Source organism: Pseudomonas sp. P8_241 (assembly GCF_034008315.1).
GTDB lineage: Bacteria > Pseudomonadota > Gammaproteobacteria > Pseudomonadales > Pseudomonadaceae > Aquipseudomonas.
In genome coordinates, this window is the sequence record NZ_CP125377.1 from 19,681 (window position 1) to 35,963 (window position 16,283).

The 16,283-nt window shown below is 58.7% G+C and carries 17 protein-coding genes and 1 pseudogene; 10 read left to right on the plus strand and 8 right to left on the minus strand.

Annotated features, from left to right (window positions below):
- Window positions 1-51: 51 nt before the first annotated feature.
- Together QMK58_RS00095 and QMK58_RS00100 are read right to left on the minus strand one after the other, a co-directional pair.
- Window positions 52-1,194 (minus strand): MFS transporter, encoded by a 1,143-nt coding sequence (locus QMK58_RS00095; RefSeq protein WP_053163860.1) that lies wholly within the window; start codon window positions 1,192-1,194, stop codon window positions 52-54.
- A 195-nt stretch (window positions 1,195-1,389) separates the two neighbouring features.
- Entirely contained in the window at window positions 1,390-2,883 is a 1,494-nt protein-coding gene (locus tag QMK58_RS00100) for an aldehyde dehydrogenase (RefSeq protein WP_320395730.1), read from the minus strand.
- 236 nt (window positions 2,884-3,119) lie between these two features.
- Between QMK58_RS00100 and QMK58_RS00105 the strand changes: the two genes are divergently transcribed.
- Window positions 3,120-3,482 (plus strand): cupin domain-containing protein, encoded by a 363-nt coding sequence (locus QMK58_RS00105; RefSeq protein WP_053163864.1) that lies wholly within the window; start codon window positions 3,120-3,122, stop codon window positions 3,480-3,482.
- Between the two features lie 86 nt (window positions 3,483-3,568).
- On the opposite strand, the gene rpmG is transcribed toward QMK58_RS00105, so the two are convergent.
- Together rpmG and rpmB are read right to left on the minus strand one after the other, a co-directional pair.
- Entirely contained in the window at window positions 3,569-3,724 is a 156-nt protein-coding gene (rpmG, locus tag QMK58_RS00110) for a 50S ribosomal protein L33 (RefSeq protein ID WP_007894709.1), read from the minus strand.
- Window positions 3,725-3,735: 11 nt separating this feature from the next.
- Window positions 3,736-3,969, minus strand: coding sequence for a 50S ribosomal protein L28 (gene rpmB, locus QMK58_RS00115; RefSeq protein ID WP_007894701.1), 234 nt, complete (start codon window positions 3,967-3,969; stop codon window positions 3,736-3,738).
- Between the two features lie 445 nt (window positions 3,970-4,414).
- On the opposite strand from rpmB, the gene QMK58_RS00120 reads away from it, so the two are divergent.
- Window positions 4,415-6,001, plus strand: a complete 1,587-nt coding sequence (locus QMK58_RS00120; RefSeq protein WP_053163868.1) for an ABC transporter substrate-binding protein — start codon at window positions 4,415-4,417, stop codon at window positions 5,999-6,001.
- Window positions 6,002-6,127: 126 nt separating this feature from the next.
- Here QMK58_RS00120 and radC read toward each other — a convergent pair whose 3' ends face one another.
- Window positions 6,128-6,802, minus strand: a complete 675-nt coding sequence (gene radC, locus QMK58_RS00125) for a RadC family protein (protein ID WP_320395731.1) — start codon at window positions 6,800-6,802, stop codon at window positions 6,128-6,130.
- Between the two features lie 134 nt (window positions 6,803-6,936).
- On the opposite strand from radC, the gene coaBC reads away from it, so the two are divergent.
- The 5 genes and pseudogenes from coaBC to QMK58_RS00150 all read left to right on the plus strand — a co-directional run bounded on the left by coaBC (window position 6,937) and on the right by QMK58_RS00150 (window position 11,597).
- Complete coding sequence (gene coaBC, locus QMK58_RS00130) at window positions 6,937-8,145, plus strand: bifunctional phosphopantothenoylcysteine decarboxylase/phosphopantothenate--cysteine ligase CoaBC (protein WP_053163872.1); 1,209 nt, start codon at window positions 6,937-6,939, stop codon at window positions 8,143-8,145.
- Window positions 8,146-8,150: 5 nt separating this feature from the next.
- Complete coding sequence (gene dut, locus QMK58_RS00135) at window positions 8,151-8,606, plus strand: dUTP diphosphatase (RefSeq protein WP_053163874.1); 456 nt, start codon at window positions 8,151-8,153, stop codon at window positions 8,604-8,606.
- 285 nt (window positions 8,607-8,891) lie between these two features.
- Window positions 8,892-10,268: pseudogene (locus QMK58_RS00140) on the plus strand (phosphomannomutase/phosphoglucomutase); the annotation flags it as partial.
- Window positions 10,269-10,285: 17 nt separating this feature from the next.
- Window positions 10,286-11,191, plus strand: coding sequence for an acetylglutamate kinase (argB, locus tag QMK58_RS00145; RefSeq protein ID WP_053163877.1), 906 nt, complete (start codon window positions 10,286-10,288; stop codon window positions 11,189-11,191).
- 202 nt (window positions 11,192-11,393) lie between these two features.
- The gene (locus tag QMK58_RS00150; RefSeq protein WP_053163879.1) at window positions 11,394-11,597 is read left to right on the plus strand and encodes a hypothetical protein; all 204 of its coding nucleotides are present in this window, start codon (window positions 11,394-11,396) and stop codon (window positions 11,595-11,597) included.
- Between the two features lie 72 nt (window positions 11,598-11,669).
- On the opposite strand, the gene pyrE is transcribed toward QMK58_RS00150, so the two are convergent.
- The gene (pyrE, locus tag QMK58_RS00155; RefSeq protein WP_011336558.1) at window positions 11,670-12,314 is read right to left on the minus strand and encodes an orotate phosphoribosyltransferase; all 645 of its coding nucleotides are present in this window, start codon (window positions 12,312-12,314) and stop codon (window positions 11,670-11,672) included.
- A gap of 82 nt (window positions 12,315-12,396) precedes the next feature.
- On the opposite strand from pyrE, the gene QMK58_RS00160 reads away from it, so the two are divergent.
- Window positions 12,397-13,176 (plus strand): exodeoxyribonuclease III, encoded by a 780-nt coding sequence (locus tag QMK58_RS00160; RefSeq protein ID WP_053163881.1) that lies wholly within the window; start codon window positions 12,397-12,399, stop codon window positions 13,174-13,176.
- 91 nt (window positions 13,177-13,267) lie between these two features.
- On the opposite strand, the gene QMK58_RS00165 is transcribed toward QMK58_RS00160, so the two are convergent.
- Together QMK58_RS00165 and rph are read right to left on the minus strand one after the other, a co-directional pair.
- Window positions 13,268-13,636 (minus strand): DUF4870 domain-containing protein, encoded by a 369-nt coding sequence (locus QMK58_RS00165; protein WP_053163883.1) that lies wholly within the window; start codon window positions 13,634-13,636, stop codon window positions 13,268-13,270.
- 28 nt (window positions 13,637-13,664) lie between these two features.
- Window positions 13,665-14,387 (minus strand): ribonuclease PH, encoded by a 723-nt coding sequence (rph, locus tag QMK58_RS00170; protein ID WP_047535109.1) that lies wholly within the window; start codon window positions 14,385-14,387, stop codon window positions 13,665-13,667.
- 267 nt (window positions 14,388-14,654) lie between these two features.
- Here rph and QMK58_RS00175 point away from each other — a divergent pair, with 267 nt between their 5' ends.
- Window positions 14,655-15,518: a YicC/YloC family endoribonuclease gene (locus tag QMK58_RS00175; protein ID WP_053163885.1), complete on the plus strand. Its 864-nt coding sequence runs from the start codon at window positions 14,655-14,657 to the stop codon at window positions 15,516-15,518.
- A 13-nt stretch (window positions 15,519-15,531) separates the two neighbouring features.
- Window positions 15,532-16,152, plus strand: coding sequence for a guanylate kinase (gene gmk / locus QMK58_RS00180; protein ID WP_053163887.1), 621 nt, complete (start codon window positions 15,532-15,534; stop codon window positions 16,150-16,152).
- The last annotated feature ends 131 nt before the right edge of the window (window positions 16,153-16,283 follow it).

Below are 16,283 nucleotides of genomic sequence, written 5' to 3' on the forward strand. Positions count from 1 at the left end.
TCGCAACCGACGCAGGAGCTGCTGAAGGCTGCGATCTTTTGATCTTTGATTCTAAGCCGCTTGCACCGTACCAAACGCCCCTTGCCGCGACACCACTATCAACACGCCCAGGGCCCCAACCGCCATCAACAACGGCAACGCATGCCCGCTGACCCATTGACTGCCGGCACCCGCCAACAGTGGCCCGATCAGACAACCAATCCCCCACAGCTGGGCGATATGCGCATTGGCCCGCACCAGCGCATCATCGCGATAACGCTCGCCGATCAGGATCAGCGACAAAGTGAACAGCCCGCCAGCACTGGCGCCGAACAGTACCCACAACGGCCAGATCAGCAGCGTATCGATCAGCATGGGGATCGCCAGACTCGCCACCAACAGGACCACCGCACAACCGGTGAACAATGCACGCCGTGACAAGCGATCAGCCAGGGCACCAATCGGCAATTGCAGAATCGCATCGCCGACGACCACGGTGCTGACCATTGCTAAAGCGATCTCCGTGGTAAAGCCCTGGCGCAGGCAGTAGACCGGCAACAACGTCAGGATCATCGCTTCGAACGCCGCAAACAACGAAACCGCCCAGGCAATCGCTGGCAAACCACGACAGAAAGCCAACAAATCAGAAAGGGTCACGCTGCTGGCCTCGCTACTCGGCGCACCGCTACGGCCGAGCAACAGAAATGGCGCGCCCATCAACAATCCGACGCCCACCCAAAAACCATAATCGTGATCGGTACCCATGAACCCCAGCAACACCGGCCCGGCCAACTGGCTCAGCGCATAGCAGCTGCCATACAGCGCCACCAAGCGTCCGCGCCATTGCTCGATTACCAATTGATTGATCCAGCTTTCACCGATGATGAAGACGAGGGTCAGGATCACCCCGATCATCAACCGCAGCACCAGCCATATCGGATAGCTCGGAAGCAGTGCCAGCAATCCGATGGAAACCGCCCCGGCCCACAGGCACAGGCGCATCAGATTCGCCGTGCCGAAACGTGCCGCCAGATGGCTGGAGATTTTCGCCCCCAGCAACACGCCAATGGCCGGCATCGCCGCCATTACACCGATGGCAAACGATCCGTATCCCCAGCCTTCCAGGCGAAACGACACCAGTGGCATGCTGACCCCAAGGGCCAGGCCAACACTCAAGACAGACGCCAACACGGCAAAATACGTCGCCCAACGCATGTTCCACGCTCCTGTGGAAAATTATTGTTTTTACGGACGGCACAAAACACTGTGGGAGCGAGCCTGCTCACGAAGACGGAGCAACATTCAACACTTTCGTCGACTGTCACACCTCTATCGCGAGCAGGCTCGCTCCCACAAGGGATCTGCGTCGTTCGGGGGGCCTGCTACCGGAACAGGCCGCCCCTTAACGCCTTACAACTTGATCCAGGTCGCCTTCAGCTCGGTGTACTTGTCGAACGCGTGCAATGACTTGTCGCGACCGTTGCCGGACTGCTTGAAGCCACCGAACGGCGCGGTCATGTCGCCGCCATCGTATTGGTTGACCCACACGCTACCGGCACACAGGGCGCGGGCGGTGAGATGAGCCTTGGAGATGTCGGCAGTCCAGACCGCAGCGGCCAGGCCGTAAGGCGTGTCGTTGGCAATCGCGATGGCTTCTTCAGCACTGTCGAAGGTGATGACCGACAGAACCGGGCCGAAGATTTCTTCCTGGGCGATTTTCATCGCGTTGCTCACGCCGTCGAAAATCGTCGGCTCGACGTAAGTGCCGCCGGTTTCTTCCAGAATGCGCTTGCCGCCAGCCACCAGTTTGGCGCCGTCGGTGTGGCCCGATTCGATGTAGGACAGCACGGTGTTCATCTGCTGAGTGTCCACCAGTGCGCCGACGTTGGTCGCCGGGTCCAGCGGGTTACCCGGCTTCCAGGTTTTCAGGGCCTCGATCACCAGCGGCAGGAATTTGTCCTTGATCGAACGCTCCACCAGCAGGCGCGAACCAGCGGTGCAAACTTCGCCCTGGTTGAAGGCGATGGCACCGGCAGCGGCTTCGGCAGCGTCCTGCAGGTTCGGGGCATCGGCGAATACAATATTCGGGCTCTTGCCGCCGGCTTCGAGCCAGACGCGCTTCATGTTCGACTCGCCGGAGTAGATCAGCAGTTGCTTGGCGATTTTGGTCGAACCGGTGAACACCAGGGTGTCGACGTCGTTATGCAAGGCCAAGGCCTTGCCGACGGTGTGACCATAGCCTGGCAGCACGTTCAGCACACCTTTCGGAATACCGGCTTCAACGGCCAGCGCCGCGATGCGGATGGCGGTCAGCGGGGATTTTTCCGACGGTTTGAGGATCACCGAGTTACCGGTGGACAGCGCCGGGCCGAGTTTCCAGCAAGCCATCATCAGCGGGAAGTTCCACGGCACGATGGCGCCAACCACTCCAACCGGCTCGCGGGTCACCAGACCCAGCTGATCGTGCGGGGTGGCAGCGACTTCGTCGTAGATCTTGTCGATGGCTTCACCGCTCCAGCTCAGCGCTTGCGCCGCGCCGGGAACGTCGATGTACAGGGAGTCGCTGATCGGCTTGCCCATGTCGAGGGTTTCAAGCAGGGCCAGCTCTTCGGCATGCTGCTTGAGCAGACCGGCGAAACGGATCATGGTGGATTTGCGCTTGGCTGGTGCCAGACGCGACCAGGCACCGGAGTTGAAGGTGGCGCGGGCGTTTTCCACGGCGCGCTGGGCATCGGCGGCGTCACAGCTGGCGATCTTGCCCAGCAGACGGCCATCGACCGGGCTGATGCACTCGAACGTCTCGGCGGACACAGCGTCGGTGTATTCGCCATTGATGTAGGCGCGGCCTTCGATTTTCAGGTCGCGGGCGCGTTGCTCCCAGTCGGCACGGGTCAGGGTGGTCATACGAGTGTCCTCCTCTTATTGAATACGACACCCGCGTTCTTCGCGGGTGCTGTCAGGAATTCTGCCCGGCCAGCCTGCTTTTTCGGCCCAAGGCAACCGCCACCCTAAACCAGCCGCACATGAAGTTTCAATATATTTGACATAACGCTGGCAAATGGCCTTGCGATGTTCATTTTAATAAACATAGACTTTGGCCAAATCAACCACTCGCGTCGCAATCACGGGGGCATACAACAATGAGCATCAATAACGTCGTCGACTTCAGCCAGGCCACTACGGAACCCGAGCGCTACCACCCTGACCCGGCAAAAGTGCTCAAGGGCGACCCTGAACAAACGCTCTACAACCACTACAACAGCCCGTGCGGGCAATTGAACGCTGGCGTGTGGGAAGCGGAGGTCGGCCAATGGGCCGTCAACTTCACCGAACACGAATACTGCGAAATCGTTCAAGGTGTTTCAGTGCTACGCGACAACGAGGGCAACGCCAAGACCCTGCGCGTGGGTGATCGCTTTGTGATCCCGGCCGGCTTCAAAGGAACGTGGGAAGTGCTGGAACCGTGCCGCAAGATTTATGTGGCGTTTGAACAGAAGGCTTGAGGCCCTGACAGGCACCACAAAATCCAGGCAACAAAAAAGGCCCGTATCTCGCGATACGGGCCTTTTTCGTAAGAAGGAAAAATCAATTACTTGATTTTGCCTTCTTTGTAGATCACGTGCTTGCGAACAACCGGATCAAATTTCTTGATCTCGATTTTGTCCGGAGTAGTGCGCTTGTTCTTGTCGGTAGTGTAGAAGTGACCAGTACCGGCGCTCGAAATCAAACGAATCAATTCACGCATGATTAGCTCCCTTAGATCTTGCCAGCTTTGCGGATTTCGGCCAGCACGACAGTAATGCCACGCTTGTCGATGATACGCATGCCTTTGGCAGATACGCGCAGACGCACGAAACGTTTCTCTTCTTCAACCCAGAAGCGGTGATGCTGCAGGTTCGGCAGGAAACGACGACGGGTTTTGTTGTTTGCGTGGGAAATGTTATTCCCAGTCACCGGACCCTTACCGGTAACTTGACAGACTCTAGACATGCCTCAGCCCTCTAAACCACATGCCCAACCCGGCATGGGTTGGCCGCTTAATCTCTCAGTCATTTGGCGCCAGGCGCCGCGTTTCTTTAAGGGTCTTACCGGCTACACCTACAAACGAAGGAACCGGGCCCCTAGAAAAGAGCGCTGCTTTATACCAGAAAGACTAGAGAGCAACAACATTCAGTGTGCATTGAATTCGCAAAAACCCCATTTTTCGGGCGCCAAGGGCTTTGGACAAAGGCTATCGCCGATGCCGACCACTCGTCGCAGAGAATTGGCCAGCTTGCCAACCGGGGGCATTTCAAAACCGCCGCACAGAAAAATCAGGCGCCATACTCCCCCGAAAATGAAAAAGGGGATAGTCATTTGCAATGGAGCCCACTAGGGTAAGCCTTTTCCAGACTGCACTTGCAGATGGGCCTTCGATCTGTAAAGGAATCCGACCATGCGCCTCGCTGCCCTATCGCTGTTGCTTGCCCCTTTGATGCTGAGCCCGCTGGCCCAGGCCGCCGCCCTGAGCGTCTGCACCGAGGCCAGCCCGGAAGGGTTCGACGTGGTGCAATATAACTCGTTGACGACAACCAACGCCTCGGCCGACGTGCTGATGAACCGCCTGGTGGACTTTGACACCGCCAGCGGCAAGGTAGTCGCCGGCCTCGCCGACAGCTGGGAGGTCAGTCCCGATGGTCTGGTCTACATCTTCAAATTGCACCCGCAAGTGAAGTTCCACCGCACCGAATACTTCTCCCCTACCCACGATGTAACCGCCGAAGACGTTATTTTCAGCTTCGACCGCATGCTCGACCCCGCCAATCCATGGCACAAAATTGCCCAAAGCGGCTTCCCGCATGCGCAATCGATGCAATTGCCTGCGCTGATCAAGAAGATCGATGCCCTTGACCCGTTGACTGTGCGCTTCACGCTCGATCATCCGGACTCGACATTCCTGCCAACCCTGAGCATGGGTTTCGCCTCGATCTATTCGGCCGAATATGCCGACAAACTGCTCAAGGCCGGAACGCCGGAGAAACTCAACAGTCAGCCGATCGGCACAGGTCCGTTTGTCTTCACCCGATTCCAGAAAGACGCCTCGATTCGCTACAAGGCCAACGCCGACTATTTCCGTGGCAAACCTGCGGTCGATCCGCTGATCTTCGCGATCACGCCGGACGCCAACGTGCGGTTGCAGAAATTGCGCCGTAACGAGTGCCAGATCGCTCTGTCACCCAAACCGCTGGACGTACAAGCCGCGCTGAAAGAACCGACGTTGAAAGTGGAAAAGACTGACGCCTTCATGACCGCGTTCGTCGCCCTCAACAGCCAGCACCCACCGCTGGATAAACCTGAAGTGCGTCAGGCGATCAACCTCGCCTTCGACAAAGCCAACTACGTCAAAGCCGTGTTCGAAGACACCGCCGAGCCTGCCAGCGGGCCGTACCCGCCCAACACCTGGAGCTACGCCAAGAGCTTGCCCGGCTATCCCCATGACGTGGCAAAAGCCAAGGCATTGATGGCCAAGGCCGGACTCAAGGAGGGCTTCCAGACCACGATATGGACCCGTCCGTCGGGCAGCCTGCTCAATCCCAATCCAAGCCTCGGCGCCCAAATGCTGCAATCCGATCTCGCGGAAATCGGCATTCAGGCCGAAATTCGCGTGATCGAATGGGGCGAGCTGATTCGTCGCGCCAAGGCGGGCGAGCACGACATCCTGTTCATGGGCTGGGCCGGCGATAACGGCGACCCGGACAACTTCCTCACACCGCAGTTTTCCTGCGCTGCGGTCAAGTCCGGTACCAACTTTGCCCGTTACTGCAACCAGGACCTGGACAAGCTGATCAGCGCTGGCAAGACCACCGGAGAGCAAGGTGTTCGTACCAAACTTTACGAACAGGCGCAGACCCAGATTCAGCAGCAGGCGTTGTGGCTGCCGCTGGCGCATCCGACTGCCTTCGCGTTGACGCGCAAGGATGTCGAGGGGTATTCGGTGAGCCCGTTCGGCCGCCAGGATTATTCGAAGGTTGACCTGAAGTAACCGCTACACCCACAGCTTGCAGGAGCCGGCTTGCTGGCGATATCGTCGTCACGCTCAGCACCTACGCCGGATCTGCTGGCCTCATCGCCAGCAAGCCGGCTCCTACAAATGTCTGCGTGTATTCCGTTACATCCACCCATACTCCGCCATCGACAGCGGATCACCGTCGCCGATGATGAAATGGTCGAGTATCCGCACGTCGATCAACTCCAGCGCTTTTTGCAGGCGCTTGGTCAGAACCCGGTCGGCCTGACTCGGATCGCTGTTGCCCGACGGATGATTGTGGCAGAGGATCAACGCCGCAGCATTGTTGGCCAAGGCGCGCTTGACCACCTCTCGCGGATGGACGCTGGTGTTGTCGATGGAACCGCGAAACAACACTTCAAAGGTCAACACCTGATGCCTGGAGTCCAGAAACAGGCAGCCAAACACCTCATGGGGCTCGTGGCGCAGCATCGATTTCAGATAATCGCGAACGGCCTGCGGATTCTCGAGGGCCGATTTTTGCCGCGCCCGCTCGGCCAGATGGCGCCTGCTCATTTCTTGAGCAGCCTGCAATTGAGCAAACTTGGCCGGCCCCAGCCCAAGTTGTTTGCTGAACGTTTCCTGATCCGCTTCGAGCAGCGTGCGCAGGCTGCCGAACTGATTCAGCAGGTGTCGCGCCAGATCGACTGCGCTTTTACCCACCACGCCCGTTCGTAGAAAAATAGCCAGTAACTCAGCGTCCGAAAGACTTCCCGCGCCCCGTTCCAGCAACCTCTCCCGCGGCCGCTCCGCCACCGGCCAATCGCGAATACTCATAGCACCTCCCTGTCTGTGGGCGCCGCTGTTCCGTAGCGGTCGCTGTGATATCGTAGCCCATCTTTTTGCGGGCGATTTCACTCCTGGGGAGGGGGTATCGCCATGCAGTCATCAACGAAATGAAAGGCAGGCCTATGCAGCGGCTGTATCGGAAACGCATTGTTCTGGGTGTCGGCGGCGGTATTGCTGCCTACAAGAGCGCCGACCTGGTTCGCCGCCTGATCGACCAGGGCGCTGAAGTGCGCGTGGTCATGACCCGTGGTGGGGCCGAATTCATCACCCCGCTGACCATGCAGGCCCTGTCTGGGCATCCGGTCCATCTGGACCTGTTGGACCCGGCGGCAGAAGCTGCGATGGGCCACATCGAGCTGGCCAAGTGGGCTGATCTGGTGCTGATCGCTCCCGCTACCGCGGACCTGATCGCCCGATTGGCCCAAGGCATTGCCGACGATCTGCTCACCACGCTGGTGCTGGCCACGGACGCGGTCGTGGCTGTTGCCCCGGCCATGAACCAGGCCATGTGGCGCGACCCGGCGACTCAAGCCAATCTGCAAACCCTCGAAAGCCGCGACATCAAGGTCTTCGGTCCAGCGTCAGGCAGCCAGGCCTGCGGCGATGTAGGCCTTGGGCGCATGCTCGAAGCCACCGACCTCGCCCAACTCGCTGCCGACTGTTTCCAGCGTCAGGCGCTGACCGGCAAACACGTGCTGATCACAGCGGGTCCGACCCAGGAAAACATTGACCCGGTGCGCTACATCACCAACCACAGCTCCGGAAAAATGGGCTTTGCCCTGGCCGAAGCCGCGGTGGAAGCCGGCGCCCGCGTGACCCTGATCACTGGCCCCGTACACCTGCCGACCCCGGATCGCGTTACGCGTATCGACGTGGTCAGTGCCCGCGACATGCTGGCCGCGTGCGAATCCGCGATCCCCTGCGACATTTTCATTGCCTCGGCTGCCGTCGCGGATTACCGCCCGGAAGTCGTCGCCCCGCAAAAACTCAAGAAAGATCCTACGAGCGGCGACGGCTTGCTACTACAAATGGTGCGCAACCCGGACATCCTGGCCAGCATCGCCACACGCCCCGATCGCCCGTTCAGTGTCGGTTTCGCCGCCGAAACCGAACACCTGCTCGATTACGCTGCGCGCAAGTTGAAAGACAAGAACCTCGACTTGATCGTCGCCAACGATGTCGCCAACCCGACCATTGGCTTCAACAGCGAAGAAAACGCCTGCAGCGTGATCGACCGTGAGCTTCATGCCACACTTTTCGCCCAGACCAGCAAGAGCAAGATTGCTCGCCAGCTGATCACTTTTATCGCCGAACGTCTGAACCAGGTTTAATTTACATGCACGCTTTGCAAGCCAAAATCCTCGACCCCCGCCTCGGTACCGAATTCCCGCTGCCGCAATACGCTACGTCTGGCTCCGCCGGCCTCGACCTGCGGGCCATGCTGGAAAAGGACATCGTGATCAAACCGGGGGAAACGGTGCTGATTCCTACCGGCCTGTCGATTTACATAGGCGATCCGAACCTCGCGGCGCTCATTCTGCCGCGCTCGGGAATGGGCCATAAGCACGGCATCGTGCTGGGCAACCTCGTTGGTCTGATCGACTCCGATTATCAGGGCCAACTGCAGGTTTCCTGCTGGAACCGTGGCCAGACCGAATTCACCATGCCGGTTGGCGAGCGTTTGGCGCAACTGGTGCTGGTGCCTGTTGTTCAAGCGCACTTCGAGATGGTTCAAGAGTTCGTCGAGACTGACCGCGGCACGGGCGGCTTCGGCCATACCGGCAGCCATTGATCCGGCACGCTGCCTTGTAGGAGCAGCCTTCGGCAGCTCCTACAAAAGAGCGAGCTTGCGCTCCAGGAATTTCATACTGTCTCTGCAAGGTTAGCTACTGAAAATCAAGGCATTGCATGGCCTGATATCCGTCAATTCCGCTGTCATGGCCCTTTCGCACGACGAACTCTCTGTGGAAAGCGCCGTCATACTCTTCAGTTTGAACGTGTCGCCAAATATTTCGACAACCTGTCCAACCACTTTCGAGATGGAGCATTTCCACAGATGAACACCCCGGCAAACGTCGCACCCAAGTTCCCTGACAGCATTTTCCGCGCTTACGATATTCGCGGTACCGTCCCGGAATTCCTGAACGCTGAAACTGCTTACTGGATCGGCCGTGCTGTCGGCTCCCAAAGCCTGGCCCAAGGCGAACCGAACGTGTCCGTCGGTCGCGACGGGCGCTTGTCCGGGCCGGAATTGGTCGCGCAACTGATCAAAGGCATCGCCGACAGTGGCTGCCACGTCAGTGATGTCGGCCTCGTGCCGACCCCGGCGCTGTACTACGCCGCGAACGTGCTGGCCGGAAAATCCGGTGTGATGCTGACCGGCAGCCACAACCCGTCGAACTACAACGGTTTCAAAATCGTCATTGCCGGCGACACCCTGGCCAACGAACAGATCCAGGCCCTCCACGACCGCCTCAAGACCCACAACCTGAGCAGCGGTCAGGGCAGCATCACCCAGGTCGAGATCCTCGACCGCTACACCACTGAAATCGTCCAGGACATCAAGCTGGCCCGTCGCCTGAAAGTGGTCGTCGACTGCGGCAACGGCGCGGCAGGTGTGATCGCTCCGCAACTGATCGAAGCGTTGAACTGCGAAGTCATCCCATTGTTTTGCGAAGTCGATGGCAACTTCCCGAACCACCACCCGGACCCAGGCAAGCCTGAAAACCTGGTGGACCTGATCAACAAGGTCAAGGAAACCAACGCCGATATCGGCCTGGCCTTCGACGGCGATGGTGATCGCGTCGGCGTGGTCACCAACACCGGCAGCATCGTCTACCCGGACCGCCTGCTGATGCTGTTCGCCCGCGACGTGGTTGCGCGCAACCCAGGCGCGGAAATCATCTTCGACGTCAAATGCACCCGTCGCCTGATTCCTCTGATCAAGGAATATGGTGGCCGCTCGCTAATGTGGAAGACTGGTCACTCGTTGATCAAAAAGAAAATGAAACAATCCGGCGCCCTGTTGGCCGGCGAAATGAGCGGGCACATCTTTTTCAAGGAGCGCTGGTTCGGTTTCGACGACGGCATTTACAGCGCCGCGCGGTTGCTGGAGATCCTCAGCAAGGAAAAATCCTCGGCCGAAGAGTTGTTCGCAACCTTCCCGAACGATATTTCTACGCCGGAAATCAATATCCATGTGACCGAAGAGAGCAAATTCAGCATCATTGATGCATTGCACGACGCGCAGTGGGGCGCAGGCGCCGACCTGACCACCATTGACGGCGTGCGAGTCGACTATGCCAAAGGCTGGGGCCTGGTGCGCGCCTCCAACACCACACCGGTGCTGGTGCTGCGCTTCGAGGCCGATGACGAGGCTGAATTGCAGCGCATCAAGGACGTTTTCAAAGTCCAGCTGAAGCGTGTTGCACCTGATCTCCAACTACCGTTCTGATTCACCCGGAGCCCTGAATGACCCTCGAACGCGAAGCCGCCGCCAACACCGCCAAGGTCCTGTCCGAAGCGCTGCCTTATATCCGCCGTTATGTCGGCAAGACACTGGTGATCAAATACGGCGGCAACGCGATGGAAAGCGAGGAGCTGAAAACCGGCTTCGCCCGCGACATCGTGCTGATGAAGGCCGTAGGCATCAACCCGGTAGTGGTTCACGGTGGTGGCCCGCAAATCGGCGACCTGCTCAAGCGTCTGTCGATCGAGAGCCATTTCGTCGACGGCATGCGCGTCACTGACGCCGCGACGATGGACGTTGTGGAAATGGTCCTGGGCGGCCAGGTCAACAAGGACATCGTCAACCTGATCAACCGTCATGGCGGCAGCGCCATTGGCCTGACCGGTAAAGACGCCGAACTGATTCGCGCGAAGAAGCTCACTGTCACCCGCCAGACGCCAGAAATGACGACCCCGGAAATCATCGACATCGGCCACGTCGGCGAAGTGGTCGGGATCAACACCGACCTGCTGAACCTGCTGGTCAAAGGTGATTTCATCCCGGTGATCGCCCCCATCGGCGTCGGCGCCAACGGTGAGTCGTACAACATCAACGCGGACCTGGTAGCCGGAAAAGTAGCCGAAGCGCTGAAGGCCGAGAAACTGATGCTGCTGACCAACATCGCGGGCCTGATGGACAAGTCGGGGACGGTCCTGACCGGCCTGACCACCCAACAGGTCGACGATCTGATCGCCGACGGCACCATCTACGGCGGCATGCTGCCAAAGATCCGTTGTGCGCTGGAAGCGGTCCAGGGCGGCGTGGGCAGTTCGTTGATCATCGACGGTCGCGTACCGAACGCGATCCTGCTGGAAATCTTCACCGACACCGGTGTGGGCACGCTGATCAGCAATCGCAAGCGTCACTGATTCATATCCAGAAAAAATCGCAGCCTTCGGCGGTTTCTACGACAAAGAATTTTCGGATGTACGAAAAATCTGTAGGAGCTGACGAAGTCTGCGATCTTTTTTATGCGCTCAGGAAATGTCCGACCTGTTACAGCGAAACGTCTGACATCGGAAAAGAAATACTCCGCCTAGGATCTTCTCTCTACACACAGGAGATCTATCCATGCAAAAAGACTACGTTCCTTACGGCAGCGATGTTTCGGCGGGCACTTATACGTGCGTGGACTGCGGCCATCAGTACTCGAATCAGGCAAAAACCTCGATGCCGCCATGCCCGCAAATGCGTAAAACCCCACATTTGCGCCATGGCTGGAAAATTCTGACGGGCCAGGGTGACGCGGTAAAAGATCCGTATCCGAATGGGTAAAAAAAACCGAGGCAATAAAAAAGACCCCGTTCAGCCGAGCTGAACGGGGGTCTTTTTTTACGCCGCTTACAGCTAAACGCCAAACTGCGCGCGGTACGCTTCAACGGCAGGCAAGTGCTGTTTGAGCTGCGGGTCGTCAGCCAGGAATTCCAGCACCTGGTTCAGCGAAACGATGCTGATCACCGGAATGCCGAAGTCACGCTCCACTTCCTGGATCGCCGACAATTCACCGTTGCCACGCTCCTGACGGTTCAGGGCGATCAGCACACCAGCGGCCTTGGCGCCGTCCTGGGAGGCAATGATCTGCATCACCTCGCGAATAGCAGTGCCGGCGGTGATCACGTCGTCGATGATCAGCACATCACCGGTCAGCGGCGCGCCAACCAGGCTGCCGCCTTCGCCGTGGGCCTTGGCTTCCTTGCGGTTGAAGCACCAAGGCAGGTCACGGTTGTGATGCTCGGCCAACGCCACGGCAGTGGTAGCTGCCAACGGGATGCCTTTGTAGGCCGGACCGAACAGAACGTCGAAGGGGATACCGCTTTCAGCAATGGCTGCGGCGTAGAAACGCCCCAGCTGTGCCAGCGCCGAACCCGAGTTGAACAGGCCCGCGTTGAAGAAGTAAGGACTGGTGCGCCCGGACTTCAGGGTGAACTCACCGAAGCGCAAAACGCCGCGATCGATGGCAAAACGAATGAAATCGCGCTGATACGCTTGCATGTAAAAAACCCCAAATACCACGGATTTAGCTAATTAGCTTGACGCCGTGTATCATACACGCACGCGATTTTTGGGGCCATTTATGCGGATCATCAGTGTGAACGTCAATGGTATTCAGGCTGCAGTCGAGCGAGGTTTGCTCAGTTGGCTGCAGGCACAGAATGCCGACGTCATCTGCCTGCAGGACACCCGTGCCTCCGCCTTTGAACTGGACGATCCAGCCTTCCAACTGGATGGATACTTCCTTTATGCCTGCGATGCCGAAGTTCCCGCCCAAGGTGGTGTGGCTTTGTACTCGCGGTTGCAACCGAAGGCTGTCATCAGCGGTCTCGGTTTCGAGACGGCCGACCGCTACGGGCGCTACCTGCAAGCCGATTTCGACAAAGTCAGTATTGCAACCTTGTTGCTTCCGTCCGGCATGAACGGCGATGAAGACTTGAACCAGAAATTCAAGCTCATGGACGACTTCGCCAAGTACCTGGACAAGCAACGGCGCAAACGCCGCGAGTACATTTATTGTGGCTCGCTGTATGTGGCGCAACAGAAGCTGGACATCAAGAACTGGCGCGACAGCCAGCAATCACCGGGTTTCCTGGCGCCTGAGCGCGCCTGGATGGACGAGATTGTGGGCAACATGGGCTATGTCGATGCCTTGCGGGAAGTCAGTCGTGAAGGCGACCAGTACAGCTGGTGGCCGGACAACGAACAGGCGGAAATGCTCAACCTCGGTTGGCGCTTCGACTATCAGTTGCTGACCCCGGGCCTGCGCCGCTTTGTACGCAGTGCGCGCCTGCCACGACAGCCGCGGTTCTCGCAACATGCACCGCTGATCGTGGACTACGACTGGACGCTTACGATCTAAGCGCCGTTTCGCAGACACAAAAAAGCCGACAGCGATGTCGGCTTTTTTGTGGGCAATGATCCGCTTTCTGCAAGGGGACCTTCACTGATCGTTATTTGATCAATCGCCAGGTAAAAGGATACCGGTAAGGAAACCCTTCATTGGCCTTAACCCCGGCAATGATCGTCAGCACCAACGCACCAATCGCCACCAGACCGAACAGGAAAAACCCGACAATCACCACCATCAGCAAGAAGCAGATGGCCGAAGCAATCGCGACGGTAATCTGGAAGTTCAGCGCCTCCTTGCCTTGCGCATCGACGAACGGATCCATCTCGCGCTTCATCTGCCAGAGAATCAGCGGGCCGATCAAAGTACCGAACGGAATCCAGATCCCCAGCAAGGCGGACAAGTGACAAAACATGGCCCATTGGCGAACCTCACGGCTCGGCGTGGGAAGCGGCAATTGTTCATCACTCATAACATCCTCCTTGCGTGGAACCATCCAGTCAGTCAGCCAGTGCAGCCTTTTGCAGATCGAAAATTTCGTTCATGCCTTTCTTCGCCAGCTCCAGCATGGCGTTCAGCTCTTCAGGCTGGAACGGTGCACCTTCGGCGGTACCCTGGACTTCGATGAAACCGCCGGTGCTGGTCATCACGACGTTCAGGTCGGTTTCGGCAGCCGAATCTTCCAGGTAGTCGAGGTCGAGCACTGGCTCACCCTGATACATACCGACCGATACGGCACCGATCATTTGCTTGAGCGGGTCGCCGCCTTTCAGGCCGCCGCGCTTCTTGATCACTTTCAAGGCGTCGACCAGTGCAACCATGGCGCCGGTGATGGACGCAGTGCGGGTACCACCGTCCGCCTGGATCACGTCGCAGTCGACATACAGGGTCACGTCGCCCAGCTTTGACATGTCCAGCGCGGCGCGCAGGGAACGGCCGATCAGGCGCTGGATTTCCAGGGTGCGGCCGCCTTGCTTGCCGCGGCTCGCTTCACGCTGGTTACGCTCGCCGGTGGCGCGCGGCAGCATGCCGTACTCAGCAGTCAACCAGCCTTGGCCCTGACCTTTGAGAAAACGTGGTACGCCGTTTTCGACGCTGACGGTGCAGATGACTTTGGTGTCACCGAACTCGACCAGTACAGAACCCTCGGCGTGTTTGGTGTAGTTGCGGGTGATGCGGATCGAGCGGAGCTGATCGGCAGCGCGACCACTTGGACGTTTCATAAGGGATACCTGTACGGGGACGGAAAACTGCGGAGCATTATAGAGCCGCCAGCCACGCCTGGGCACGTCTAAAAAAATCCTCTGACGAGCGAGGGCTCTGAACATCCCGTACCCGACGACCTGCAGCCGTTTGTCACATCGTGTGTTTGGGCGCATTGGCGCCACTGCGCTACAATCCTGCGCCTTTGCTGCCAGTCGGCTTTAATTCATTGATAGCGGATTGCCGGAACGTCAGTTTTGCGCCGATCCGCATTGCGAGGTACCTCCATGGTGCACAGCATGACCGCCTTCGCCCGCGTCGAGAAAGCCGGCGTTCAGGGCACCCTGAGCTGGGAGCTGCGCTCGGTCAACAGCCGCTACCTGGAACCGCACTTGCGCCTGCCGGAGTCCTTTCGCGACCTCGAAGGCGCGGTGCGTGAAGCCCTGCGCCAAGGCGTGTCCCGGGGCAAGCTTGAATGCACCCTGCGCTTCACCGAAGAAAACACCGCCAAAGCGTTGCAAGTAGATCAGGCACGCGCCGCTCAACTGGTCGCAGCCGCCGAAACCATTGCCGGTCTGATCAAAAATCCCGCAGCGCTGAACCCGCTCGAAGTCCTGGCCTGGCCTGGGGTGCTGGTGGGTGATGCGACCGACCCGCAAGCCCTGAATGCCGAAGCACTGGCGCTGTTCAACCTCGGCCTGAAAGAACTCAAGGCCGGCCGCGAGCGCGAAGGTGCGGAGCTGGCCCGATTGATCAACGAGCGCCTGACGTCCATTGAAGAAGACGTGGTAACCCTGCGTGAGCTGGTTCCACAAATGCTCGCCACCCAGCGCCAGAAAGTGCTCGACCGTTTCGCCGACATGAAGGCCGAGATGGATCCGCAGCGCCTGGAGCAGGAAATGGTCATGCTCGCGCAAAAAAGCGACGTCGCCGAAGAACTGGATCGCCTGAGCACTCACATCATCGAAGTTAGACGGGTGCTCAAGTCCGGCGGCGCGGCCGGCCGACGCCTGGACTTCCTGATGCAGGAACTCAACCGCGAAGCCAACACACTGGGCTCCAAAGCCTTCGACCCGCGCAGCACCCTGGCTGCGGTCAACCTCAAGGTGTTGATCGAGCAAATGCGCGAACAAGTGCAGAATATTGAGTAAGGCAACCCCCGACATGACCCACAGCACCGGCACCCTGTACATCATCTCCGCCCCTTCTGGCGCGGGCAAGAGCAGCCTGGTCAAGGCTTTGACCGACGCCAATCCGGAGATCCGCGTTTCGGTCTCCCACACCACCCGCGCCATGCGTCCGGGCGAAGTGGACGGCGTGAACTACAACTTCGTTTCGCGCGAACAGTTCGTGAAAATGATCGAGCACGGGGATTTCCTGGAGCGCGCTGAAGTGTTCGGCAACCTCTACGGCACGTCGCAAAGTCACCTGCAGCAGACGCTGGATGAAGGTCACGACCTGATTCTGGAAATCGACTGGCAAGGTGCCGAGCAGGTGCGCAAGTTGATGCCTCAGGCCCGCTCGATCTTCATTCTGCCGCCATCACTCGAGGCGCTGCACCAGCGCCTGACGAACCGCGGCCAAGACAGCGACGAGATCATCGACGGCCGGATGCGCGAAGCCGTCAGCGAAATGAGCCACTATGTCGACTATGACTACCTGATCATCAACGACGATTTCGCCCATGCGCTGCACGATCTGAAGGCGATTTTCCGCGCCAATCAGCTGATTCAGAAACGCCAGCAGCAACGTTTCGGCAAATTGCTGGCTGAATTACTCGGCTAAACAGCTCTTCCCAAAACCGCTGCAGGGGCTTTACATTGGCACTTGTAGCGCGTTGGAGGGCTTGGTCAAAAAATCAGCGCTTCCCTAAACGCTGGTGATTTTTTAAACTGTCGAGTCCGCTCGCCCAACCG

Coding starts and splice junctions, on each gene's coding strand:
- QMK58_RS00095 (WP_053163860.1), bottom strand. CDS start 1,194: ATGCGTTGGGCGACGTATTTTGCCGTGTTGGCGTCTGTCTTGAGTGTT.
- QMK58_RS00100 (WP_320395730.1), bottom strand. CDS start 2,883: ATGACCACCCTGACCCGTGCCGACTGGGAGCAACGCGCCCGCGACCTG.
- QMK58_RS00105 (WP_053163864.1), top strand. CDS start 3,120: ATGAGCATCAATAACGTCGTCGACTTCAGCCAGGCCACTACGGAACCC.
- rpmG (WP_007894709.1), bottom strand. CDS start 3,724: ATGCGTGAATTGATTCGTTTGATTTCGAGCGCCGGTACTGGTCACTTC.
- rpmB (WP_007894701.1), bottom strand. CDS start 3,969: ATGTCTAGAGTCTGTCAAGTTACCGGTAAGGGTCCGGTGACTGGGAAT.
- QMK58_RS00120 (WP_053163868.1), top strand. CDS start 4,415: ATGCGCCTCGCTGCCCTATCGCTGTTGCTTGCCCCTTTGATGCTGAGC.
- radC (WP_320395731.1), bottom strand. CDS start 6,802: ATGAGTATTCGCGATTGGCCGGTGGCGGAGCGGCCGCGGGAGAGGTTG.
- coaBC (WP_053163872.1), top strand. CDS start 6,937: ATGCAGCGGCTGTATCGGAAACGCATTGTTCTGGGTGTCGGCGGCGGT.
- dut (WP_053163874.1), top strand. CDS start 8,151: ATGCACGCTTTGCAAGCCAAAATCCTCGACCCCCGCCTCGGTACCGAA.
- argB (WP_053163877.1), top strand. CDS start 10,286: ATGACCCTCGAACGCGAAGCCGCCGCCAACACCGCCAAGGTCCTGTCC.
- QMK58_RS00150 (WP_053163879.1), top strand. CDS start 11,394: ATGCAAAAAGACTACGTTCCTTACGGCAGCGATGTTTCGGCGGGCACT.
- pyrE (WP_011336558.1), bottom strand. CDS start 12,314: ATGCAAGCGTATCAGCGCGATTTCATTCGTTTTGCCATCGATCGCGGC.
- QMK58_RS00160 (WP_053163881.1), top strand. CDS start 12,397: ATGCGGATCATCAGTGTGAACGTCAATGGTATTCAGGCTGCAGTCGAG.
- QMK58_RS00165 (WP_053163883.1), bottom strand. CDS start 13,636: ATGAGTGATGAACAATTGCCGCTTCCCACGCCGAGCCGTGAGGTTCGC.
- rph (WP_047535109.1), bottom strand. CDS start 14,387: ATGAAACGTCCAAGTGGTCGCGCTGCCGATCAGCTCCGCTCGATCCGC.
- QMK58_RS00175 (WP_053163885.1), top strand. CDS start 14,655: ATGGTGCACAGCATGACCGCCTTCGCCCGCGTCGAGAAAGCCGGCGTT.
- gmk (WP_053163887.1), top strand. CDS start 15,532: ATGACCCACAGCACCGGCACCCTGTACATCATCTCCGCCCCTTCTGGC.